Annotated in this window: 21 protein-coding genes; 19 read left to right on the top strand and 2 right to left on the bottom strand. The window is 46.8% G+C overall.

Annotated elements, in window-relative coordinates:
- The first annotated feature begins 126 nt into the window (after nt 1–126).
- Nucleotides 127–1,116 carry a porin gene (locus tag RH46_RS20185; protein WP_006881385.1) on the top strand — a complete coding sequence of 330 codons (990 nt, stop codon included), beginning with the start codon at nt 127–129 and terminating at the stop codon, nt 1,114–1,116.
- A 125-nt stretch (nt 1,117–1,241) separates the two neighbouring features.
- Here the strand turns inward: RH46_RS20185 and RH46_RS20180 are convergent, their stop codons facing one another.
- Nucleotides 1,242–2,120, bottom strand: a complete 879-nt coding sequence (locus RH46_RS20180; RefSeq protein ID WP_006881384.1) for a sulfotransferase family protein — start codon at nt 2,118–2,120, stop codon at nt 1,242–1,244.
- Nucleotides 2,121–2,371: 251 nt separating this feature from the next.
- On the opposite strand from RH46_RS20180, the gene RH46_RS20175 reads away from it, so the two are divergent.
- The 18 genes from RH46_RS20175 to RH46_RS20090 all read left to right on the top strand — a co-directional run bounded on the left by RH46_RS20175 (nt 2,372) and on the right by RH46_RS20090 (nt 19,612).
- Nucleotides 2,372–4,111, top strand: coding sequence for a glycoside hydrolase family 36 protein (locus RH46_RS20175; RefSeq protein ID WP_006881383.1), 1,740 nt, complete (start codon nt 2,372–2,374; stop codon nt 4,109–4,111).
- Nucleotides 4,112–4,168: 57 nt separating this feature from the next.
- The gene (ruvC, locus tag RH46_RS20170) at nt 4,169–4,690 is read left to right on the top strand and encodes a crossover junction endodeoxyribonuclease RuvC (protein ID WP_006881382.1); all 522 of its coding nucleotides are present in this window, start codon (nt 4,169–4,171) and stop codon (nt 4,688–4,690) included.
- Between the two features lie 138 nt (nt 4,691–4,828).
- Nucleotides 4,829–6,280, top strand: a complete 1,452-nt coding sequence (locus RH46_RS20165; RefSeq protein WP_006881381.1) for a methyl-accepting chemotaxis protein — start codon at nt 4,829–4,831, stop codon at nt 6,278–6,280.
- A gap of 77 nt (nt 6,281–6,357) precedes the next feature.
- The gene (ruvA, locus tag RH46_RS20160; protein WP_006881380.1) at nt 6,358–6,975 is read left to right on the top strand and encodes a Holliday junction branch migration protein RuvA; all 618 of its coding nucleotides are present in this window, start codon (nt 6,358–6,360) and stop codon (nt 6,973–6,975) included.
- A gap of 11 nt (nt 6,976–6,986) precedes the next feature.
- Nucleotides 6,987–7,991 (top strand): Holliday junction branch migration DNA helicase RuvB, encoded by a 1,005-nt coding sequence (gene ruvB, locus RH46_RS20155; protein ID WP_006881379.1) that lies wholly within the window; start codon nt 6,987–6,989, stop codon nt 7,989–7,991.
- 457 nt (nt 7,992–8,448) lie between these two features.
- A complete protein-coding gene (gene cydA / locus RH46_RS20150; protein ID WP_006881377.1) occupies nt 8,449–10,035 on the top strand; it encodes a cytochrome ubiquinol oxidase subunit I in 1,587 nt (528 codons plus the stop codon).
- 15 nt (nt 10,036–10,050) lie between these two features.
- A complete protein-coding gene (gene cydB / locus RH46_RS20145) occupies nt 10,051–11,187 on the top strand; it encodes a cytochrome d ubiquinol oxidase subunit II (protein WP_006881376.1) in 1,137 nt (378 codons plus the stop codon).
- A gap of 12 nt (nt 11,188–11,199) precedes the next feature.
- Nucleotides 11,200–11,307, top strand: a complete 108-nt coding sequence (gene cydX, locus RH46_RS21950; RefSeq protein WP_000270284.1) for a cytochrome bd-I oxidase subunit CydX — start codon at nt 11,200–11,202, stop codon at nt 11,305–11,307.
- Nucleotides 11,300–11,602, top strand: coding sequence for a cyd operon protein YbgE (gene ybgE, locus RH46_RS20135; protein ID WP_006881375.1), 303 nt, complete (start codon nt 11,300–11,302; stop codon nt 11,600–11,602). Before cydX ends, ybgE begins: the two co-directional genes overlap by 8 nt.
- Before the next feature lie 166 nt (nt 11,603–11,768).
- Nucleotides 11,769–12,188 (top strand): tol-pal system-associated acyl-CoA thioesterase, encoded by a 420-nt coding sequence (gene ybgC / locus RH46_RS20130; protein WP_040896357.1) that lies wholly within the window; start codon nt 11,769–11,771, stop codon nt 12,186–12,188.
- A complete protein-coding gene (gene tolQ, locus RH46_RS20125) occupies nt 12,178–12,873 on the top strand; it encodes a protein TolQ (RefSeq protein ID WP_006881373.1) in 696 nt (231 codons plus the stop codon). The genes ybgC and tolQ overlap by 11 nt, the downstream gene beginning before the upstream one ends.
- Before the next feature lie 5 nt (nt 12,874–12,878).
- Nucleotides 12,879–13,322, top strand: coding sequence for an ExbD/TolR family protein (locus RH46_RS20120; RefSeq protein ID WP_006881372.1), 444 nt, complete (start codon nt 12,879–12,881; stop codon nt 13,320–13,322).
- A 12-nt stretch (nt 13,323–13,334) separates the two neighbouring features.
- Nucleotides 13,335–14,402, top strand: a complete 1,068-nt coding sequence (tolA, locus tag RH46_RS20115; RefSeq protein WP_006881371.1) for a cell envelope integrity protein TolA — start codon at nt 13,335–13,337, stop codon at nt 14,400–14,402.
- 52 nt (nt 14,403–14,454) lie between these two features.
- A complete protein-coding gene (gene tolB, locus RH46_RS20110; protein ID WP_006881370.1) occupies nt 14,455–15,768 on the top strand; it encodes a Tol-Pal system beta propeller repeat protein TolB in 1,314 nt (437 codons plus the stop codon).
- Between the two features lie 34 nt (nt 15,769–15,802).
- Entirely contained in the window at nt 15,803–16,330 is a 528-nt protein-coding gene (gene pal / locus RH46_RS20105; RefSeq protein WP_006881369.1) for a peptidoglycan-associated lipoprotein Pal, read from the top strand.
- A 14-nt stretch (nt 16,331–16,344) separates the two neighbouring features.
- Complete coding sequence (ybgF, locus tag RH46_RS20100) at nt 16,345–17,121, top strand: tol-pal system protein YbgF (RefSeq protein WP_006881368.1); 777 nt, start codon at nt 16,345–16,347, stop codon at nt 17,119–17,121.
- 135 nt (nt 17,122–17,256) lie between these two features.
- Entirely contained in the window at nt 17,257–18,318 is a 1,062-nt protein-coding gene (gene nadA, locus RH46_RS20095; protein ID WP_006881367.1) for a quinolinate synthase NadA, read from the top strand.
- Nucleotides 18,319–18,577: 259 nt separating this feature from the next.
- Complete coding sequence (locus tag RH46_RS20090) at nt 18,578–19,612, top strand: potassium channel family protein (protein ID WP_006881366.1); 1,035 nt, start codon at nt 18,578–18,580, stop codon at nt 19,610–19,612.
- A 48-nt stretch (nt 19,613–19,660) separates the two neighbouring features.
- Here the strand turns inward: RH46_RS20090 and RH46_RS20085 are convergent, their stop codons facing one another.
- Nucleotides 19,661–20,230 (bottom strand): UPF0149 family protein, encoded by a 570-nt coding sequence (locus tag RH46_RS20085; RefSeq protein WP_006881365.1) that lies wholly within the window; start codon nt 20,228–20,230, stop codon nt 19,661–19,663.
- Nucleotides 20,231–20,254 lie beyond the last annotated feature (24 nt).

The raw sequence follows: 20,254 nt of genomic DNA, 5'->3' as shown, positions 1-20,254 counted from the left end.
TTGTTTTCTTAGTTCTTTTTGGATTGTTTTATTTGTTAATTATCAGCTGGGCGAATAGTTTTTGTTGCCAGAGCGAGCAGGTGGTATTTGACGCTCATAAATAAAAATTTATAGGAACAAATAAAAATGAAAAAGACAGTATTAGCAGTAGCTCTTTCGCTTGTTGCTGGTTCAGCAATCGCAAACGACGTAAACCTAGACGCATCTGAGCGTGCTCGCGAATCAATCATCGACCTTATCCTATCAGGCGAAGAATTCTCAGTAGGCGGCCAAGTAGCAGTAGGTGGCTACTACAAAGATGGTCGTATGGACGGCACTGAGAAAGAAGAATTCTACAACGGTGGCGTAACTGGTTTCGACCTGTTCGTAAACTACCAGAAAGGTAACGTTCTTGGTCAATTCGCTGGTGAATTCGACCTGGCTGACAACTACTCTTCAATGGACGCTGACTTCACAGTGATCGACGCTTGGGTTGGTTACAAAACTGGTTTCGGTGTTGCATCTCTTGGTTACGCTAACGACTCTGCTCTAGACGCAGTTGACGGTGCTGCTGACCTAACAATCGAATTTGGTGCTTCTGCATCTGACGCTTCTGACGTAAACCAAGTGGTTAAGTTTGAAGGTATCAAGCAAGGCTTCAAATACGCAATTTCTTACTACGGTGACCGTGAAGCAGACAAATCTGCTCAGAAAGGCTTCAACGGTTACGTTGGTTACCAAAACGAACAGTTCCAAGTTAACTTCGGTTACGAAAACAACGATGAGAAAAACAGCGCAGACAGCATCGAGCAAATCATGCTAGTAAACGGTGTGGTTAACTTCGGTGACATCGCTGTTGGTGCTAACGTTGCTCAACACGAGAAGTTCAACGGTGACGATTCAATGCTGTACAGCGCATCTGCTGGTTACACAATGGATAAATTGTACCTAGCAATCGGCTACGCACACGAAGAAGGTTACACTGCTTCTGATTACGATACTCAGTACACTAACTTTGGTGCTTCTTACCAGATCACTAACAAGCTATCTACTCTAGTCGATTTCAAAGTTGACCTAACCGATGAAAATGGCAACGACGATCTAGAAGCATTCTTCAAAGTTGCTTACGATTTCTAATCGAGTTTAGGCTCAAAATATTACGGCCTGCATTGCAGGCCGTTTGTTATAAAGCAGGATGCTTAGCGCAATAATCCACTGCCTTTTCGCCCTCCGGAGTTGGAGGGCTCTTTCGTATTCGACAACTAGTAAGCGCACCATTGACGTACTTTGGTCGCCAGAACTCGGTTTTGCAGTTTGCGCTGGTTACGATCTACTACCTGACATTCGCTCAGTTTTCTCGCGACTCGACTGTCGTTGCTCAAATGGCAGAAGCCTAAAATTCTTCGCGCGGTATAGACTGGATTAGCGACAAAGTCCTCATACTGCACGGTTAACGCTTTAACCCCGCAATTCTCAATTTCTCTCTGTGTTGTTTCTAACACCTTATTGAGCTGGAAAGCGGTTCCTGCCACAGGATCATGACGAATCTCCTGATAGGTTCTGAGCTCCTCGCTAGAATAAGCCCCTTGCCACCATAATTGCTTCGCCCCTTGTTGTTGCCAGAATGGCACGTTAAGCAAGGAGTTGACTGTCGCACATGGATCTCGAACGACATTGATGAAATGCGCATCCGGAAAAATGCTATGTAAATATTCTATTCGACCAGGCCCTGTCAGCTTAAGCCCTAAACGTGGTTTACCCTGTAGCATCAGCAATTGAGACAGAGCATGATGCACCTTGTGTTTCTCACTGTCTGATGCGCGCTTATTGAGTAGGAAATTGCGGCTGAAATCGATGTCAGAGCGGGTGACTTTTTGCCAGAAAGACCAGGCCTCTGCGGGGCGAGGGATGGCATTGTTAAAAGGCAGAGTTTTGTTTAGCTGCGCTTTAACCCCGTTAATAGACCAAAGGCTATTGTTCGTTAAGCGAGATAATAGTGCTAACGCGGGAACGGAAGGATACCACTCGGTATAGTTAGTGGGACCACCAAGCTGGCTATGAGCCAATATCACTTCTGAGATGATGGTAGAACCTGAACGTCCGGGGCCAACAAAGATAATTGGGTTCGCAAGTGAATTCATGAGCCTATCCTGATAAATCAATAATAGTGTTAACACTGCAAGGGATAGACCATAAATTTATTCTTTATATATCAGTTATATATGTAAATTATCTTAAGTTGTTTTTAAATTGAATGTCATTTTGAAAACGCGAATGAAAAGGGAAACATTTGAAACGTGATGGCAGTACACTTTTGTGCTGTTGATGAAATGGACAATAAATTTAGCCAGTGCTGTAATGGAGCTGTTCCTAATTTCTTCAGAGTATTGATATGGCCCAGCATTTAGAGCTTGCTAATGGTCGCACTATCCTTGTACCAAGTTACCAAATTGAGGTGACTCAGCAGCAAAATCAATTGTCGTTTTCCTTTCAGGGAGTAAGTAACGATAAGTTTAGTGAGCAGTTTTTACTTTGCCAGACAGAGTTCAATTTTGAGCGCAGTGCTGTGCTATTGGGTGATGGCTTTCAAATGCTCGCCCAAACAACAGGGACAGTCGATGAACCCGTCGATATTGGTCGCTGCCCGGATAACAGTCTGAGCTATCGAATTTACCCTAGTAGCGCCAGCAAGCGCTATTACAACTATCTGGTGGTTGAGGATTCACAGGGTTACAGCCTGTTTGGCTTTACGTCTTGCCATCGCTTTGCTGGTTATTTCCAAGTAGAGGAGATAGAAGGGCGTTTAATGATTAATGCTTATCTCGATGGCGAAGAGACTTACCCACAAGATTGGGCGAGCAACCAATTAGAGTCTATTGTCTGTTTACAAGGCGATTCACTCTCTCACCTCTACAGCGAGTTTACCGATTTGATTGCCACTCACCATACGCCAAGGGCGGGGGTGACAAAAGATGCGCCAGTAGGTTGGTGTTCCTGGTATGCCTACTATGCTGAAGTGAATGAGCAAAACATCTACGACAACCTCGGTAAAATGCAGTCTAAACTGGGACAGTTAGACTATGTATTGCTTGATGACGGTTATCAGGCTTTTATGGGGGATTGGTTAACCCCTTCAGATAAATTCCCGTCAGGCATAAAGAGTGTTATTGAGCGCATTAAGTCGGCAGGCAAAAAGCCAGCGATCTGGTTGGCTCCGTTTATTGCTCAGCCTGAATCTGAAGTATTTAAAAACCATCCGGACTGGTTTGTGCGTCATCAGGACGACAGTCTGCTAAAAGCCGATGATGTCACTTATGCCGGTTGGCGCTGTACGCCTTGGTACATTCTTGATACCACCAATCCCGAAGTACAAGCTCACCTGACTCATGTGGTTAAAGTGATGCGTGAAGAGTGGGGCGTCGAACTGTTTAAGCTCGATGCAAACTACTGGGGGACATTAAAAGGTAAGCGAAGCCAATCTGGGGTTACTGGGGTAGAAGCCTATCGTCTCGGTATGGAAGCGATTGCCGAAGGCGTGGGTGACGGGCTGATTCTGGGCTGTAACGCGCCAATGTGGCCGTCGGTTGGTCTGGTGGACGCGATGCGCGTATCTGATGATGTTGAGCGCAATGAGCGCCGTTTCGAGCAGATAGCTAAAGAGACCTTCTATCGCAGTTGGCAACATCGCAAACTGTGGCAGTGCGACCCCGATTGTGCGACTTTTGTTTCCTTACCTAATCAGGCAGCAGATAGACAGAGTTACGAATTCCATCGCAATGCACTGTTGGCAAGTGGCGGCTTGTTGTTATCGGGTGACCCGCTAACTGAGCTTACGCCTTTTGCTCTGCGTTCTCTGAGTAAGCTGATGTTAAGACACAAGCATTGTCAGGACGCAGCCCGCTTTACCGCATTAAATCTCCATCATGCCTTTTTGCCTTTAACAGAGAGAAACGAACTGCACTGCTTATTCAATTACCAGCAAGCAGCGCGAGAGATCACCTTAACGGCAGATCAACCTGTTTATTGGTATGACTACTGGACTGGCGAAAAGCTTGAACCAGAGCCGACACCTGTGATTGAAGTCAGTCTTGAGTCCGGGTTATCAAGTCGCGCGATAATTACCTCGATATAGCACCAAGACTGCTTTAACATGTGTCACTGAACAACAAATCATAACGATTAGGTATCAATGTCAGTAATACTTGGTATAGACCCTGGCTCCCGAATTACGGGGTACGGGGTCATACGTCAAAACGGTCGTCATCTCCAGTATCTTGGTAGTGGATGTATACGCACCTCTGAAAAAGAACTTCCTGGTAGGCTTAAACAGATCTACGCCGGAGTTTCTGAAATCATCACTCAGTTTCAGCCAGACGTCTTTGCCATTGAGCAAGTCTTTATGGCGCGTAACGCAGATTCGGCGTTGAAGCTTGGTCAGGCTCGCGGTAGTGCCATTGTCGCTGCAGTTAACGCCGATCTGCCTGTGTATGAATACGCAGCAAGATTGATTAAGCAAGCGGTAACCGGAACGGGTGGTGCCGACAAAGAGCAGGTTCAGCACATGGTCCAGCAAATGTTGAAACTGCCGGGCAAACCGCAAGCCGATGCTGCCGATGCCCTCGGTGTGGCTATCTGTCACGCCAACACTAACAAGACCTTAATCGCCATGGCGGGTAAAGCGACCAGTGTGCGTCGTGGCCGTTACCGATAACCATTCCACATAATGATCGCCAGTACGCGAAAAAACTGAGACATATAAAACAGTTCTATCAATTTGGGTTGTTAACGAAATGTTGTGTTAATATAGTGGTCGGAGGTCTAACAAGAATTCGATCAAGGAAGATTGAACATGAACCCCACTACATTGTGGCGTCGCATCTGCATGCCAAATGAAACTCAATGGAACAAAACCCAACAACGTCAGGCTGATACCCTCGCTCTCTTTACTTTTATTGCTTTTCTGGTCGGACTCTACAGTCTGTTCAAGTGGTCAAAGCATGGTCACGACAGTTTAATTACTACCTCTCTGCTGCTGATCGGTTTTGAACTGATAGCCGCAGCGAGCCTGAGATTCTTCAAGCAACCATTGCTGGCACTCAACCTCGGATTTGTTGGCATGGCAGTGCATGCCCTCAATATCATTTACCAGAGCGGTGGTGTGGTTAACTCCTCACAAACCTACTGGGTACCGCTGTTGATCGTGGCATTCTTTCTCTCTGGTACCCGGATCATGGCAGCAACATGGAGTGGGGTGGTTATTCTCCTGTCGGCAGTGATGACCTATATGCATCTATCAGGACAGAGTTTTCCAATATTAGAACTGACTGAGTCAGCTCAACGTGTCGAAATCTGGTCTGGAACCGTCCTTCCTCTGGTGGTGATCTGTATTGCGCAGGCATTTACCGCCAGCCAACGTGATAAGGCAATAGAGATAGCGGAGCGAGCCAAGGGGGACAGTGAAGCGATCGCGCAAAAAGCTGTGATGGGAGAGAAGAGCCTCAGCAACGTACTGGATCAGGCGAACCAGAACTCGCTACAGTTAAAGGATGTTTCTAAAGTCCTGGAAGTGCAGTCAGTAACACTCGATGAACAAGTATCAAGCTTAAACGTCAATTGTGAATCTCAAGCCAGCGCTGCGCAGCAGATGAGTGAACAAGTTCACCAACTGGCCGATGGAATTGAAGATTCGACCCGCTTTGTCGATGAGCTTCGTGAGCGCAGCGATGCGGTTCACCAGCAGGCGCAAACCAGTTCTCAGTTACTGGAAGACTCTACTGCTGCAATCAGTCAGATCATTGGTAGTCATGAAGAGATCATGAAAGTCGCAGACCTGATTACTTCGGTGGCGGAACAAACCAACCTGCTGGCATTGAACGCAGCCATCGAAGCGGCCAGAGCCGGGGAGCAGGGGCGAGGTTTTGCTGTCGTTGCAGAGCAAGTACGTGAACTGTCGGCCAAGAGCAGTCATTCAGCGGTTGAAATCAGAAACCTGCTCGACCGTAGTGAGCAGGAAGTTAAGCATGGTCAGGATGTGGTGAATTCCAGTGCCGATAAAATGAAGCAGATGATCGATCAGGTGTCCGCAATATCGCAAGATGTAAAAGGGCTGGCGAGTAATATGGCACAGCAGATGACGGCACTGAAAGAGCTCGACCAGGCCAGTAGCGAAGTGGCTAATAGCGTAGTGGCAACCAAATCCATCTCAGCCACTGTGGCGCAAAATGGCGCGCAGCTCAACGTTCAGGTTGATGCGGTACGAATGCTCACCTCACAACTTGATCAGGTTGTCTCAAAAATCTAGTCAATAACAATAAAGGACTGGATGTCTATCCAGTTCTTTATTATCCTGTCGCAAATTCATTTCTAAGAGTATCCACTGTGATTGGACGTCTGCGCGGCATTCTAATTGAAAAACAACCTCCTGAATTATTGATTGAAGTGAACGGTATTGGCTATGAAGTCCAAATGCCGATGAGTTGCTTCTACGAACTGCCAAATATTGGCGAAGAAGCGATCATCTATACTCATTTCGTTGTTCGTGAAGACGCGCAGCTACTCTATGGTTTCAACACAGTAAAAGAGCGCGCCCTGTTCAGAGAAGTGATTAAGGCTAACGGTGTTGGTCCTAAACTTGGTCTGGGTATTCTGTCTGGTATGACGGCAAGCCAGTTTGTCGCCAGTGTAGAAAGAGAAGATGTTTCAACATTGGTCAAACTACCAGGCGTAGGTAAGAAAACGGCAGAACGCTTAGTGGTTGAGATGAAAGACCGCCTTAAAGGCTGGGGTGCGGGTGACCTGTTTACACCATATACCGACGCGGCTCCTGTGGATTCGGCTGTTCAGGCATCTCAGTCAAGTGCTGAAGAAGAGGCGGTTAGTGCATTGCTCGCGCTTGGTTACAAACCAACTCAGGCATCTAAAGTTGTTTCTCAGGTAATGAAACCGGAGATGACGAGCGAACAGTTGATTCGTGAAGCACTTAAGTCAATGGTTTAAAAGGTAGTATCATGATTGAAGCGGATCGCTTAATAGCCCCAGACAATGCAGTCTATAAAGAAGAAGACGTTATCGATCGTGCGATACGCCCAAAGAAGTTAGCCGACTACCAAGGGCAGGATCATGTTCGCGATCAGATGGAAATCTTCATCAAAGCGGCTCAGTTACGTAATGAGGCTCTTGATCACCTGTTGATTTTTGGTCCTCCGGGTTTAGGTAAAACCACCTTAGCCAACATTGTTGCCAATGAGATGGACGTTAACATTCGAACGACTTCGGGCCCTGTATTAGAGAAAGCAGGCGACTTGGCTGCCTTGTTGACCAACCTCGAAGAGAACGATGTGTTGTTCATCGATGAGATTCACCGTCTCAGCCCTATGGTAGAAGAAGTGCTCTATCCAGCGATGGAAGACTATCAGCTTGATATTATGATTGGTGAAGGTCCGGCAGCACGTTCGATTAAAATCGATCTTCCTCCATTTACCCTTATCGGAGCGACGACCAGAGCCGGTTCTCTGACGTCACCGCTACGTGACCGTTTTGGTATTACTCAGCGTCTTGAGTACTACAAGATCCCCGATCTACAGAACATCGTTCAGCGCAGTGCTGATTGCCTTGGCCTTTCGATGGAGTCTGAAGGCGCATTAGAAGTGGCTCGCCGTGCTCGTGGTACACCTCGTATTGCCAACCGTCTTCTTCGACGGGTACGCGACTACGCTGAAGTAAAAGGTAATGGTCACATCTGTGCCGAAGTTGCCGATAAGGCTCTGAACATGCTCGACGTCGACGCTCAAGGTTTCGACTATATGGATAGAAAGCTACTGCTGGCTATCATGGAGAAGTTTGGTGGTGGTCCGGTTGGTCTCGACAACATGGCGGCCGCGATTGGTGAAGAGAAAGACACCATCGAAGATGTTCTGGAGCCGTATCTTATTCAACAGGGTTATCTGCAACGGACGCCAAGAGGGCGGATCGCTACCGATAGGGCTTACCTTCATTTCGGAATTGAAAAATAAGTTTTCACTGCCAGCAAAAATTTGCTGGCTTTTTATTATTAGTGACAAAGATCACATTAAATAAAATTACCTACTACTAAATAGGTAATGTAATTGAGTGAGTTGTTAACCGCTTGTTTTGCATAAATAGTTACCCACTCTGTATTGCAACCCCGCCTTAACAAAAGAGTCGCATTTTGGTTGATCTGGATCAAAATGATGGTTTTTTAAACAAAAATGCCGCACAAAAGTTGATACAAATCAAAGCGAACTCTGCCTATAAACCTTTTGAAACAACCTGTTTTTAGCAGTAATATTAGCGCCAGCTATATTAGCTGATGCTTAACAATTAACTAACCGTTACGGTACATTTTTGCAACACGTTGCCCATAACTGGTAACACTGTTTAAGTTTGTTCAACGCTTAATAACAATGCATTAATGTAAAGAGTGTCTTCAGCCGACACATAGGAGTAAACATGATTGACGTAGTTGATCTGTCGCGGTTGCAATTTGCACTGACAGCGATGTATCACTTCCTCTTCGTACCACTGACTCTAGGTATGGCGTTTCTTTTAGCCATCATGGAATCTCTGTACGTAATGACGGACAAGCAAATCTATAAGGACATGACAAAGTTCTGGGGTAAGCTTTTCGGTATTAACTTCGCACTTGGTGTGGCAACCGGCCTTACCATGGAATTCCAGTTTGGTACTAACTGGTCATACTATTCGCATTACGTAGGTGATATCTTCGGTGCACCTCTTGCGATCGAAGCCCTTGTAGCCTTCTTCCTAGAATCCACATTTGTTGGTCTATTCTTCTTTGGTTGGGATCGCTTATCTAAACGTCAACACCTTGCTGTTACATGGCTTGTTGCTCTTGGCTCTAACTTCTCGGCTCTTTGGATCCTTGTGGCGAACGGCTGGATGCAAAACCCGGTTGGCGCAGAATTTAACTTCGAAACCATGCGTATGGAAATGGTGAGCTTTGCTGAGGTTGTTCTAAACCCAGTAGCTCAGGTTAAGTTCGTTCACACTGTGGCATCTGGTTACACAACTGGCGCAATGTTTATTCTAGGCATCAGCTCGTACTACCTATTGAAAGGTCGTGACATCGCATTCGCCCGTCGTTCATTTGCTATTGCTGCTTCTTTCGGTATGGCCGCTATCCTGTCTGTTATCGTTCTTGGTGACGAATCAGGTTACGAGCTTGGCGAAGTTCAGAAAGTGAAGCTAGCTGCAGTAGAAGCCGAGTGGCACACAGAACCAGCACCGGCAGCATTTACTCTGTTTGGCCTACCAAACCAGGAAACAATGCACACTGACTACGCAATTAAGATCCCTTATGTAATGGGTATCATCGCGACACGTTCATTCGACGAGCAAGTAACGGGTCTGCGTGACCTGCGTGAAGAGCACGTTGATCGTATCCGCACTGGTATGTACGCGTACGAATTGCTAGAGAAACTGCGCGCTGGTGACAAGTCTCCAGAAAACATGGCAGCGTTCGATGAAGTGAAAGGTGACCTTGGTTACGGTCTACTTCTGAAGCGCTACACAGATCAGGTTGTTGATGCAACTGAAGAGCAAATCCAGGCTGCGGCGGATGATTCTATCCCTAAAGTTTGGCCTCTATTCTGGTCATTCCGCATCATGGTAGCGTGTGGCTTCATCATGCTGTTCGTATTCGGTGCGGCGTTTGTTCAAACATGTCGTCAGAAGATCGAACAAAAACCTTGGATTCTTAAAGCTGCACTGTTCAGCATCCCACTACCTTGGATTGCAATCGAAGCGGGTTGGTTCGTTGCAGAGTACGGTCGTCAGCCATGGGCTGTTGGTGAAATCCTACCGACCCACGTAGCGGCTTCTGCTCTGACACTTGCTGAACTATGGACTTCACTGTTCGCAATTCTGGCGCTATACACGGTGTTCCTAATCGCTGAAGGTTACCTAATGGTTAAGTTCGCGCGTAAAGGCCCGAGCAGCCTGAAAACAGGTCGCTACCACTTTGAACAAAACGCTAACTCTGTTGAAGACAAAGTCGGCCGTTCAGTCGAAGTTTAAGTGAGGGATTATTAAATGTTTGATTACGAAATCTTACGACTTATCTGGTGGATTCTAATCGGTGTATTACTGGTAGGCTTCGCGGTAACTGATGGTTTTGATATGGGTGTTGCAGCGCTTTCACCTGTTATCGGTAAAAGCGACACAGAACGTCGTATTATGCTAAACACGATTGCTCCTCACTGGGATGGCAACCAAGTTTGGCTAATCACTGCTGGTGGTGCGCTATTTGCAGCGTGGCCATTGGTGTACGCAACGTCGTTCTCTGGTTTCTACCTGGCAATGTATGTAACTCTGGCTGCGCTTTGGTTACGTCCACTAGCTCTTGATTACCGTTCAAAGATCGAAGATCCAAAATGGCGTAAAGCTTGGGATTACGCACTTTGCTTTAGCGGTACAGTACCACCAATCATCTTTGGTGTGGCATTTGGTAACCTGCTACAGGGTGTACCATTTGAGCTGAACGATCTGTTAATGTCTCAGTACAAAGGTACTTTCTTCGCGCTACTTAACCCATTCGCTCTGCTATGTGGTGTGTTAAGCCTGATGCTATTTGTACTGCAAGGTGCAACATGGCTACAGATGAAAACCACTGAAGCGTTGCATGAGCGCGCACGTAACGTTGCTCAAATCGCGGGCCTTGTTGCGGTGGCACTATTTGTTGCTGGTGGCTTCTGGGTTCAGTCTATCGAAGGCTACGTACTAACTAGTACTATCGATACATTTGCTGACTCTAACCCACTAAACAAAGAAGTTGCGCTACAAGCAGGTGCTTGGATGACTAACTTCGAAACATACCCAGCAATGTGGATTGCACCGATTCTAGGTGTGTTTATGCCGCTTCTTGCTGTAGTTGCGTCTCGCTTTGAGCGTGGTGGCTTTGCCTTCCTATTCTCAAGCTTGTCGAACGCGGGTGTGATCCTGACTGCTGGCTTTGCAATGTTCCCATTCGTAATGCCTTCAAGCCTGGTTCCAAACCATAGCTTAACAATGTGGGATTCAACGGCGAGTGAACTAACACTGGGTCTGATGACTGCTGTTGCTGCGGTAATGGTTCCTGTGATTCTTGGCTACACGACGTGGACTTACTACAAAATGTTCGGTCGTCTGGATAAGAAACACATCGAAGACAACGACGTTTCAGCTTACTAAGGAGCATTTACTATGTGGTATTTTGCATGGATTTTAGGTGTACTACTTGCTTGTGCATTCGGAATCATCAACGCTCTTTGGTTAGAGCACTCAGAAATGATGGACAAAGACAGTGAGTAATCTTGCTGCGCAGGTAGCTAAATTACACGCACCTGTAGATAAGACTCTGTTTAGAGTCTTATCCTTAGTTCTCGGTTTCTATCACGTTGCTATGCTGATGTGGGATCCAGAACTTTACTCCGCCTCAATTGGTGGCTTTAATCCGGTTATCTCTCCACTGATTATCTGGGCAATCTGCTCAAGTATGGTGTTTGGAGTAGGATTTAAACCACGTAACTGGTACTGGCAGATTCTGTTCAGTCCATATTGCTCTCTGACGATACTGGGTTACCTAACGGTGCTTCGTCTGATGTAGTGAGGTGGGGTTAATCTCCATACATTTTGTATAAAAAAGGCGCGACTCCTTGAAGGGGTTGCGCTTTTTTTTGTTTCAAGCTTTGAAATCACGTAATTACTCTTGCGTAGATGGTAACGAGTTGCGTTATAGTATCTGTTTAGAAAACCAAGTAGTGGACACTAAGGTGCAGGACAACAACACGAAATTTGAGTGGCCGGTGACGGTTTATTACGAAGATACCGATGCGGGTGGAGTGGTTTACCATTCTAACTACTTAAAGTTTTTTGAACGTGCGCGAACTGAACTGCTTCGCACAATTGGCGTTTCTCAACAGGTGTTATTGGAACAAAACCTCGGCTTTGTAGTCCGACACATGGACATCGATTTTTTACAGGGTGCTCGTCTTGACGATCATCTGACCGTAATAACTCAAATTGCTGACCTTAAAAAAGCATCATTGACCTTCTGTCAGGAGATCGTTAATCCTGATGGCAACATATTGTGTAAGGCAATGGTTAAGGTAGCATGTATCGATAATAAGAAAATGAGGCCAAAAGCAATGCCTCAATCAATAGTTATGGAGTTAACTCATAGTGACCGCTGATATCTCGATGCTAGACCTTTTCCTACAAGCGAGTCTGCTTGTAAAAATGGTTATGCTGATTCTGTTAGGTATGTCGATCGTTTCTTGGGCGATGATCATCAAGCGCAGTAAAGTACTTTCCCAAGCTTCTAAAGAAGCAGAAACTTTTGAAGACAAATTCTGGTCTGGTACCGATCTGTCGATCTTGTATCAGAACGCGAAGAAGCGTAAGGACGACCTGGCGGGCACAGAAGAGATTTTCTACTCTGGCTTTACCGAATTTGCTCGTCTGCGTAAATCAAACGCTGATTCTCCTGACTTCATTATGGAAGGGACAGGACGTGCGATGCGCGTAGCGGTTGCCCGTGAAGTCGATGATCTTGAAACTAACCTACCGTTCCTGGCAACAGTAGGCTCAATCAGCCCATACATCGGTCTGTTTGGTACCGTATGGGGCATCATGCATGCCTTTATCGCTCTTGGCGAAGTGAAACAAGCAACGCTGGCAATGGTTGCTCCGGGTATCGCAGAAGCACTGGTTGCAACCGCTATGGGTCTGTTTGCCGCCATTCCAGCGGTTATGGCTTACAACCGTCTAAGCAATAAAGTGGGTAAGTTAGAGCATAACTACGCAACCTTCTCAGAAGAATTCCACAGCATCTTACACCGTCAGGCAATGGCGGGCCGAGAAGCGGGTAAGGAATAACTGCGATGGCTGGTTACCAACCTAAAAAGCGCAAAATGACCGCCGAGATCAACGTAGTACCGTACATCGATGTAATGTTGGTACTGCTGATCATCTTTATGGTGACGTCACCTTTTGTTACCCAAGGTGTTGATGTCGAACTGCCAAAAACTGCCACGGCTCAGCCTGCGTCTGAGTTAGCCGGGGACAGTGACGCGAGCTTTATCATTGTCGAAATCGATAAAGAAGGAAACTTAGGTCTGAGTGTTAACGATGAAGAGGTCACTCGTGGCATCTCACTGCAAGACGTGATTGTACGTGTCAAAGCAGAACTCTCACTTAAGCCTGATTCTCCTGTCGCAGTTGGTGGTGACGCCGCAACGCCATACGCTGACGTTGTTTTGGTACTGGATGAACTAAGCCGTGCTGGTATTCCTAAGGTTGGATTGCTAACGGACATAAAGGAATAACTCTCGTTGTCCATGAAAGAGAAGAAACCTAAAAAGAACGATTACAAGAAGCCGATAGTCATATCGGCGGCTTTGCACGCGTTATTGATCGTGGCTTTGATTTGGGGCACTGACTTTACTATGTCGAAACCGGAGCCAGCAGGCAAAATGGTACAGGCAGTGGTGATTGATCCAAATCTTGTCAGACAACAAGCGCAGCAAATTCGTAGCCAGCGTGAAGAAGCGGCTAAGAAAGAGCAGGATCGTCTTGATAAGCTGCGCCGTGAAAGCGAACAGCTTGAAAAGAACCGTAAAGCGGAAGAAGAACGTATCCGTAAGCTAAAAGAGCAGCAGGCTAAAGAGGCCAAAGCCGCTCGCGAAGCTGAGAAACGTCGCATTGCTAAAGAGAAAGAACGCAAAGCAGAAGAGCAGCGTGCTAAGAGAGAGAAAGAGCGCGTCGCTAAGCTGGAACAAGAGCGTAAAGCGAAAGAGCAGGCGATCAAGAAAGCCGAGCAAGAACGTTTAGCGAAAGAAGCAGCGATTGCCAAAGCAGAGCAGGAACGTATCGAGCGAGAGAAAGCAGCCAAAGCGGCTGAAGAGAAAGTTCGACGCGAACGTGAAGCGGCGGAAAAAGCTGAGAAAGAACGCATAGCGAAAGAGAAGGCAGCAAAAGAAGCCGCTGAAAAAGCGCGTAAAGAGAAAGAGCGCTTAGAGCGACTGGAACGAGAACGTAAAGAGCAAGAAGCAGCACTGAACGATATCTTTGCTGGCCTTGAGTCTGAAGCGGAAGCGAACACGTCAGCACGTTCAAGTCATGTTGCCAGCGAAGCGGATCGATACGGCGCTATCTACACGCAACTGATTCAACAGAATCTATTGCTGGAGGACAGCTTTAGGGGAAAGTCTTGTCGAGTTAACCTGCGTCTGATCCCGACTGGAGCGGACGCAATTTTAGGCAACCTGTCGGTTCTCGGTGGAGACAGCCGTTTATGTGCTGCAACCAAACGAGCCGTGGCACAGGTAAACAGTTTCCCTTTGCCTAAAGACCCTGCTGTTGTCGACAAAGTAAAGAATATCAATTTAACCGTAGTACCTGAGTAATAAGGAAAAGCTTGTGTTAAAGCGACTAGTAATAGGATGTATGCTCACCGTGATGAGCGCGTTTCAAGTAGCCAACGCGGCACTGGAACTTGTAATTACTGATGGTATCGATTCGGCTCGTCCAATCGCTATTGTGCCATTTAAATGGGAAGGCAACGGCAAGCTGCCTGAAGATGTCTCTGCAGTGATCGCATCGGATCTTCAGCGCAGTGGTAAATTCAGCCCTGTTGCAACCAACAAGATGCCGCAAACACCATATAGCGAAGCGGAAGTTGACTTCAATGCCTGGACTGGACTTGGTGTAGATGCACTAGTAACGGGCTCTATTACACAAAATGCTGAAGGCAATTACGTCATCAATTACCAACTGGTTGACGTGGTTCGCGGTCAGTTGACTCAAGGACAAAGCAAAGCGTTAAGCGACGATGGTCAATTAGTGCTGTCAAAAGATCACGTGCTATTTAACAAGCGCGCGACTGTACCGGGTAAACGCTTAAGAGAGTACGCACACCGCATATCTGATCTGGTTTATGAAGCACTAACGGGTGAAAAGGGCGCGTTCCTGACACGTATCGCTTATGTTGTGGTTAACGACAAAGATCAGTTCCCATACCAGCTACGAGTTTCTGACTACGATGGTTACAACGAACGTCTGGTACTTCGCTCTAAGCAGCCACTGATGTCTCCAGCCTGGTCTCCAGATGGTAAAAAGCTTGCTTACGTAAGTTTCCAGAATGGTCAGGCAGAAATCTTTATCATGAACATCTATACAGGTGAGCGTGAGAAAGTAACGTCATACCCTCGTCATAATGGTGCGCCAAGATTCTCACCGGATGGGTCTAAGCTTGCGTTAGTATTGTCTAAAACGGGTAGCCTGCAGGTTTACACGCTAGACCTCAATAGCCGAAAATTGACTCAAATAACGCGTGGTCGATCGAACAATACTGAACCGTTTTGGCATCCAGATGGTAAATCTCTAATCTTTACGTCGGATCGGGGTGGAAAACCTCAGATTTATCAAGTAGATTTGGCAAGCAATTCGACTAAACGTATTACATGGCAAGGGAGCCAGAACCTGGGTGGTCAAATTACCCCAGATGGTCGCTTCCTGGTGATGGTCAATCGCAGCAACACCGGTTTCAATCTGGCTAAGCTGGATCTGGAAACGGGTGCAATGCAAATATTGACCAAAACGTTGTTAGATGAGTCTCCAAGCATCGCGCCAAATGGCGGTATGGTGATTTACAGCTCGATCTACAACAAAACAAATGTTCTTTCTATGGTGTCTATTGATGGACGCTTTAAAGCAAGGTTACCGGCGACAAATGGTCGAGTCCGTGCTCCTGCATGGTCACCATTCTTGTAGCAAGTAAGTATCAATAATAAAGGAAACTATAACAATGCAACTAAACAAAGTTCTTAAAGGGCTTCTAATTGCGCTACCAGTTCTAGCAGTTACAGCATGTAGCTCAAGCGACGACGCAGCTAACGCTTCTGGTTCTACTGAGACAAACCAAACTCAAACTGTAGATAACACAGTGGTTTCACCAATCGACCAGAATGGCCAGCTTTCTGAGCAAGAGCTTAAAGAGCAAGCGCTTCGTGAAACTCAGACAATCTACTTTGCTTTCGACAACTCTACTATCGCGGGTGATTACGAAGAAATGCTAGCAGCACACGCAGCATACCTAAGCAAAAACCCAGCTCTAAACGTGACTATCGAAGGTCACGCTGATGAGCGCGGTACTCCAGAGTACAACATCGCACTAGGCGAGCGTCGTGCAACTGCAGTAGCTAAATACCTACAAGCTCTAGGTGTTCAGGCTGACCAAATCTCTATCGTAAGCTACGGTGAAGAGAAACCACTTCTTCTGGGTCAATCAGAAGATGTATACGCTAAGAACCGCCGTGCAGTTCTAGTGTACTAATTGAGGAAAACCTCATGTTCAGTAACCTTAAGCGCGTTGTTACGCTAACGTTACTGGCAAGTGCAGCGAGTACTGTTCTCGCTGCACCAGCTCCAGTATCCGATCTAAGCGGTAGCAATTCTGCCACTTCTTCGTCTTCAGTTCGTGGTAACGAAACTGATGTCCAGCGCTTAGAGCGCCTATTGGAAAACCGTAATCGCGTTCAGTTGCAAATGCAGCAACAGCTAGACGACATGGCTCTAGAGATTAGCGAACTACGTGGCCAACTTGAAAAAAGTACCTATGACATGCAGCAGATGTTGCAACGTCAGCGTGAGCTATTTATTGAGCTCGATAAAGTACGTGGTCAAGTGGCAGCAGCCCCGGTAGCTAAGTCAGAACCAGCTGACTCAGCGGCTAAAACTGGCGGAACATTCAGCTCTGATGTTGATGAGCAAACAGCGTATCAAAATGCTGTAGACTTGATTCTTAAGAAACGAGACTACACAGGTGCGATTGCCGCGTTCCAACAGTTCCAGAAAGACTACCCAGATTCTAGTTTCACGCCGAACTCTCACTACTGGCTAGGCCAGCTCTATTTTGCTAAGAAGCAAGATAAAGACGCAGTGAAGAGCTTTGCGGCAGTGATTACTTACAAAGACTCGAACAAGCGCGCTGATGCGCTGGTTAAACTTGGTGAGATTGCTGAGCGCAATAATAACTCTGCGCAAGCGAAGAAATACTTCCAGCAAGTTGTCGACGAATATCCGAACAGCGCTTCGGCCAAGCTAGCGCAGGCTCGCTTGAAATAGCAAAACAACAATAAAAAGGAGCGCTAGTCGCTCCTTTTCTCTTCTCTGTCTATCTTATTCCGAGTGGAACTGGAATATACGCTGTCGTTAAGGTTACAATACTCGGATTACCGGAAGTTGCGTAGAGCAAGAGCAATGAGCCACATATTAGATACAATAGAAACAGTTTACCCATTCCCCCCAAAACCAGTACCGCTAACAAACGATGAAAAACAGGCACACATTGAAAACATCAAAGTGTTGCTTAAAGAAAAAGACGCGGTTCTGATTGCCCACTATTACACTGATCCTGAAATTCAGGCACTAGCAGAAGAGACTGGCGGTTTCGTTGGTGATTCGCTAGAAATGGCTAAGTTTGGTAACCGCCACCCTGCAAGCACGCTAATCATTGGCGGTGTTCGCTTTATGGGTGAGTCGGCTAAGATCCTAACGCCTGAAAAACGCATTCTGATGCCAACTCTGGAAGCAGAGTGTTCTCTGGATCTTGGCTGTCCTGCGGACAAATTCACAGAGTTCTGTGATGCGCACCCTGACCACACTGTCGTGGTTTACGCAAACACTTCAGCAGCAGTGAAAGCTCGTGCTGACTGGGTTGTAACATCAAGCATCGCACTAGAAATCGTTGAACACCTGGATTCAGAAGATAAGCCAATTATCTGGGGGCCAGACCGTCACCTGGGTTCTTACATTGCTAATAAGACTGGCGCGGATATGCTGCTGTGGCAAGGTGAGTGTGTGGTGCATGACGAATTCTCAGCTGACGCTCTGCGTAAGATGAAAGGTCTCTACCCAGAAGCTGCGATTCTGGTTCACCCTGAGTCACCAGCAAGCGTTGTTGAACTAGCAGATGCAGTAGGCTCTACCAGCCAGCTAATTAAAGCAGCGAAAGAGCTTCCTCAGCAGAAGATGATTGTAGCGACAGACAAAGGTATCTTCTTCAAGATGCAGCAACTGGTACCAGAGAAAGAGCTTATCGAGGCTCCGACTGCAGGTGCGGGTGCAACATGTCGTAGCTGTGCACACTGCCCTTGGATGGCGATGAACGGTCTGAAAGCGATTGAATCGGCACTACGTGATGGTGGCAAAGAGCACGAAATCTTCGTAGATGAAGAAGTGCGTGTGAAGTCTCTTATCCCGTTGAATCGTATGCTCGACTTTGCTGAGCAGCTAAACATGAAAGTAAAGGGCAACGCGTAAGCATCGTCTCGTTACATAAGATCAAAAAACCAGCCGATATGGCTGGTTTTTTCGTTATCAGCTCGGCGAAGAATCTTTGCTGGCGTATTGCCGTAGATGATAGTCATCTTGGTGGAGCAAGATTCACCATCGTTATCCCTAAGCCGGGTCAATAAACCTAGTTGTGGTCACAGTTATAAAAACCAGCTCCCATAGCTGGTTTTTTTCTATCTGCGCATAGGTTTAAATATCACTCAGTGAGACAAAGGTAAGGATCATTATGTCCCTCTGGTTAACGTTTAAAAAATGGTTGAACTCCAATCTGTTCAACCTGAGTAATCGCAACCTTACGCTATTGGTCGTCGCTTATATTGTCCTTTCGTGGCTGTTACTCACTGTTAGTGGTGAGCATTCACTAACTGCTGACCTGTCTACTTTTATCTACTTCCTGATGGTGACGGCTTCAACCGTTGGTTATGGTGACCACTCGCCAGAAACAGCAGTAGGAAAGTGGGTAGTGATGCTGTTTGTTATCCCTGGTGGATTAACACTGTTTGCTGCCCTGATAGGACGCTTAGCGACGGGCGCCGTTGATTATTGGCGCGCAGGAATATTAGGAAAACGGAGAGTTGGTGTGGAAAATCACATATTGCTTTTAGGCTGGAACGGGCAGCGCACCATGCATCTGATTCGAATGCTGCAACATGAAGAAGAGGGTAAGCGCCCGATCGTATTGTGTAGTCGTTCAGATATTGAAAACCCACTACCTGGCGAGATTGGTTTTGTTAAAGTAAATAGCTATACCGATACCCAGGAGATGGAGAAAGCGGCCATCGACAAAGCGGGCTGTATCGTGGTCGATAATCTTGAAGATGATATTACGCTCTCGGCCGCTCTATACAGTGCCAACATTAATCCTGACGCTCATCTGCTTGCCTACTTTAAAGATGAAGCATTAAGTCGTCTGCTAAGCCAGCACTGCCCGAACGCAGAATGTATTCCGGCTGTTGGTGCTGAGATGTTGGCAAAGGCCGCTGTGGATCCGGGCTCAAGTGCTCTGCATCAGGAGCTTTTGGCCTCGACTCGCGGTATGACGCAATACTCGACTATTTATCCACAAGCGGCGAGCACGATTAAGGTAGAGCAGGCGTTTGATTATATGAAGCGTCACTATCAGGCGACCCTGATTGCACTGGATGTAGGTAACGGAATTGAACTCAACCCGGAACTGGAGCAAGAGATAGCCCCTGGGTCAAAGGTGTTCTATATCGCTGACGAGCGGATAGAGAGCTTTGAGTGGGATAAATTAAGTTAGAGTGAGATGGCCAATCATAGAGTTCTGTGATTGGCCATTTGAATTGGATTACTCTTGCTCAGCGAGCATTGAGCCGCGCATCGTCAAACCACATAGCATGGTTGGCATTGCGTTAAAGATCTCTTCAAACTGTTCCAGACCTTCGATGCCTTGCTCTGACAGCGTAGCAATTGACGTCTCTGGATCGTAAAGCATGCTAAGAGAAAGTAACACGCCGCCAAGTAGCGCGTTATCCTGGCTATCTTCTGGCATGATGGTTTCCCAGTCATCACGAGACAGTTGCCAGCCCTGCAGTACACCTTCACAGAAATCACGCGTCGCTTCTGTGACGATATCTTCTTCATCTAAAGCACAGCCTTCTGGCCATTGCCACTCATTACCCAGCAGAGCAGGGCGGTACTCATTCCACAAAGCAATAACCTGCTCAATGTAGCTTTCTAGCTGTTCGCCATCACTGAACGGTGCCACTTCTTCACCACCCCATAGGAAGGGTAGCCACTCTTCTGGCGCTAGTACGTGTGGTGCGGCTGCCATAGCCGTGACAAAACCGTGTGTTTTAGCTTCGTTAATCAGCTTACCTTCAAGCTCAGGTAAAGCGAGCAGTTGTTGTAGAGTCAAAATAGACACCCTATTCAAATCAGG

The sequence above is a fragment of the Vibrio brasiliensis LMG 20546 genome (assembly GCF_000189255.1).
Taxonomy (GTDB): Bacteria; Pseudomonadota; Gammaproteobacteria; order Enterobacterales; family Vibrionaceae; genus Vibrio; species Vibrio brasiliensis.
This window is presented reverse-complemented; position numbering and strand designations above follow the sequence as displayed.

Bases quoted from the DNA above. Each gene is read 5' to 3' on its own strand.
- RH46_RS20185 (WP_006881385.1), top strand. From the start codon at position 127: ATGAAAAAGACAGTATTAGCAGTAGCTCTTTCGCTTGTTGCTGGTTCA.
- RH46_RS20180 (WP_006881384.1), bottom strand. From the start codon at position 2,120: ATGAATTCACTTGCGAACCCAATTATCTTTGTTGGCCCCGGACGTTCA.
- RH46_RS20175 (WP_006881383.1), top strand. From the start codon at position 2,372: ATGGCCCAGCATTTAGAGCTTGCTAATGGTCGCACTATCCTTGTACCA.
- ruvC (WP_006881382.1), top strand. From the start codon at position 4,169: ATGTCAGTAATACTTGGTATAGACCCTGGCTCCCGAATTACGGGGTAC.
- RH46_RS20165 (WP_006881381.1), top strand. From the start codon at position 4,829: ATGAACCCCACTACATTGTGGCGTCGCATCTGCATGCCAAATGAAACT.
- ruvB (WP_006881379.1), top strand. From the start codon at position 6,987: ATGATTGAAGCGGATCGCTTAATAGCCCCAGACAATGCAGTCTATAAA.
- cydA (WP_006881377.1), top strand. From the start codon at position 8,449: ATGATTGACGTAGTTGATCTGTCGCGGTTGCAATTTGCACTGACAGCG.
- cydB (WP_006881376.1), top strand. From the start codon at position 10,051: ATGTTTGATTACGAAATCTTACGACTTATCTGGTGGATTCTAATCGGT.
- cydX (WP_000270284.1), top strand. From the start codon at position 11,200: ATGTGGTATTTTGCATGGATTTTAGGTGTACTACTTGCTTGTGCATTC.
- RH46_RS20120 (WP_006881372.1), top strand. From the start codon at position 12,879: ATGGCTGGTTACCAACCTAAAAAGCGCAAAATGACCGCCGAGATCAAC.
- tolA (WP_006881371.1), top strand. From the start codon at position 13,335: ATGAAAGAGAAGAAACCTAAAAAGAACGATTACAAGAAGCCGATAGTC.
- tolB (WP_006881370.1), top strand. From the start codon at position 14,455: ATGAGCGCGTTTCAAGTAGCCAACGCGGCACTGGAACTTGTAATTACT.
- pal (WP_006881369.1), top strand. From the start codon at position 15,803: ATGCAACTAAACAAAGTTCTTAAAGGGCTTCTAATTGCGCTACCAGTT.
- ybgF (WP_006881368.1), top strand. From the start codon at position 16,345: ATGTTCAGTAACCTTAAGCGCGTTGTTACGCTAACGTTACTGGCAAGT.
- nadA (WP_006881367.1), top strand. From the start codon at position 17,257: ATGAGCCACATATTAGATACAATAGAAACAGTTTACCCATTCCCCCCA.
- RH46_RS20090 (WP_006881366.1), top strand. From the start codon at position 18,578: ATGTCCCTCTGGTTAACGTTTAAAAAATGGTTGAACTCCAATCTGTTC.